Raw genomic sequence first — 2,917 nt, 5'->3', positions numbered from 1 at the left:
GGCATAACCATAGCTACAAAAAAGGACGATGGATCTATTGACCTCGATACTGAGACTTTTAAAGCTTTAACCGGTAGATATTTATTAAGCGTACGACCAGAAGAGCCCAAGGCAGATGGTACTCAAGTGGTTTGGTTTTCAGGTCCGGATGGTGTGGTTCGATATGAAGGAAAACTAGGAAAGCGATTAATTCCTCCTTTTGAGGTAAAGATTAGAGAAATGCGGAGTGCCGGTGATTCACTCATATACAAAGGTGGCATCGAGTTTCCTGAGAATATTCAGCTTGCATACAATGAGAACACAGTTAGTTTAGATTATGCTGCGCCATTGTTTATAGCTCAAAAGGATATTGAGTATTCCACCTCTTTGGAGGGTTTAGAAACAAAATGGTCAGATTGGACAAAACAGACTACGAGAGAATTTATAAATCTTCCACCAGGTTCCTATTCCTTCAAAGTTAAAGCCCGCAGTCTCTTTGGTGATGAAACAGAAGAAGCCTCAGTTTCATTTGTTATTGCCCCACCCTGGTACCGCACCTGGTGGGCGTATGCTCTTTATGCCCTCAGTGCCCTGGCCCTTTTGTACTTTATTGTACGGGCACGGACCCGTATCCTGGTCAACCAGCGCAAGGCCCTCGAAGATAAGGTGCAGGTGCGCACCAAAGAGGTACAGCAGCGCCTCAACGAACTGGCCACAGTCAATTCTGTGACCAAAGCCCTGAACGATAAACTGGAACTCGAGGAACTCATTCAACTGGTAGGGAATAAGATGAAAGACGTCTTTAATTCGGATATTACCTACCTGGCGATTCTCGACCACGATACGAACATGATCAACTTTCCCTACCAGGACGGGGATGAGATGCCTCCATTTAAGCTCGGGGAGGGATTAACCTCTCGCATCATCCAATCCGGGGAATCCATGCTGATCAACCGGGATGTAGATATCATGGCGGAATACAATAAGCATGGGATTCAGCAAACCGGTAAACAGGCGATTTCCTACCTGGGGGTCCCTATTCCTGTTGAAGACGACATAATTGGGGTTCTGAGTGTGCAGAGCCTGACTCAAGCGGGCCGTTTTACGGAGGAAGATAAGAACCTCCTCAGCACTATTGCCATTAACGTAGGGGTTGCCCTGCACAATGCCGAACTCTTTGAGGAGGCAAAGGAAGCCAAGGCCAAGGCTGAAGAAGCCAATGAGGCCAAGAGCGCCTTTTTGTCCACCGTCAGTCATGAATTGCGCACTCCCCTGACCTCCGTCCTAGGGTTTGCCAAGATCATCCGGAAGCGACTGGTAGATAAGATATTTCCGGCAGTGACTGTAGAAGACCAGAAAATCAAAAAGACTATGAAGCAGGTGAGCGAAAACCTGGATGTAGTGGTCTCCGAAGGGGAACGCCTGACCAGCCTGATCAACGATGTACTGGATTTGGCCAAAATAGAGTCGGGCCGTATGGAGTGGAATATGAAACCCGTCTTTATTCAGGATGTTATCGGGAGGGCGGTGTCTGCAACTTCGGCACTTTTTGAAGAGAAAAGCCTCAAGCTTCAAAAAAACTTACCGGATAACCTTCCCCTGATTAGCGGAGATGAAGATAAGCTCATCCAGGTGGTCATTAACCTGTTGTCGAATGCCGTTAAGTTTACAGATAAAGGCTCCGTGGTCCTTGATGCCTACCTGGACAACAACCAGGTGATTGTTGAGGTGCAGGATACGGGCGTGGGGATTGCGGATGAAGACAAACACAAGATATTTGAACGGTTCCGACAGGCGGGTGATACCCTTACCGATAAACCCAAGGGGACCGGGCTCGGGCTCCCGATTTGCCGTGAAATTATCGAACACCACGGGGGCATCATCTGGATGCGAAGTGAGCCCAATGTGGGCAGTACCTTTTTCTTTTCTGTCCCCGTGATGGGGCAGGACGGGGATCAGCCTATCAAGCTGGACCGCATCCTCAATAGCCTGAAAACGCAAATCAAACATTCCTCCAGCAAAACCCTGGGAGATTCCCCAACCATTCTTGTGGTGGATGACGATACCCCCATCCGGTCGTTGCTGAGGCAGGAACTCTCGGATGCCGGATACAAGGTGAAGGAAGCGGCCAATGGGAAGGCGGCCCTGGATGCCGTGCGGCTCAACAAACCGGACCTGATTATCCTGGATGTGATGATGCCCGAGATCAATGGATTTGATGTGGCGGCCGTTCTGAAAAACGACCCGGCGACCATGGATATCCCCATCATCATCCTGTCTATTGTTCAGGATAAGGAACGCGGCTTCCGCATTGGCGTGGACCGCTACCTGACCAAGCCCATCGATACGGAAAAGCTTTTTCACGAAGTGGACGAGCTTCTGGAACAGGGTGTTTCCCGCAAACGGGTATTGGTGGTGGATGAAGATGCCAGTACAGTGAAGTCCCTGACAGATGTGCTTACGGCACGGGGATACAAGGTGATGGAGGCCAACCCGGACAAACTGATGGAGACCGCTTCGGAAATGAAGCCGGACATCATTATGCTGAAATCCCTGGACAAGCTCGAGAAGAAGGCCATTAAAGAACTCAAGTTCCAGAAGGGCATGGAGAATGTAATGTTCTTTGTGTACCAGTAGCCCGGAATCAATCCTAAATTCATAAATGCAAATAGATCCAATGGATAAAAAATTACTGATAGTCGACGATGAGGCCCATATACGAATGCTTATCGAACAAACCCTCGAAGATTTAGAAGACGAAGGAGTTGAATTGTTGTTTGCTGACAACGGGGCGGATGCCCTGAAAATCATTCAGGAAGAGCGACCTGACCTGGTATTCCTCGATGTGATGATGCCCAAAATGAATGGGATGGAGGTTTGCCAAAAGGTAAAAAAAGAACTCAAAATAACGGATACATATATTATTCTGCTCACGGCG

At 48.5% G+C, this 2,917-nt stretch carries 2 protein-coding genes; both read left to right on the top strand.

Annotation, left to right across the window (positions count from 1 at the left end):
- Positions 1–2,616, top strand: a 2,616-nt coding sequence (locus WBV75_RS04595) for a response regulator (RefSeq protein WP_424119474.1), incomplete at its 5' end; no start/stop codon positions are given.
- Positions 2,617–2,641: 25 nt separating this feature from the next.
- Positions 2,642–2,917, top strand: a 276-nt coding sequence (locus WBV75_RS04590; protein WP_424119473.1) for a response regulator, incomplete at its 3' end; no start/stop codon positions are given.

Source organism: Robiginitalea sp. (genome assembly GCF_049588695.1).
GTDB lineage: Bacteria > Bacteroidota > Bacteroidia > Flavobacteriales > Flavobacteriaceae > Robiginitalea.
Note: the sequence above shows the minus strand (reverse complement) of the source record. Positions and strands in the feature narration are given on the sequence as shown.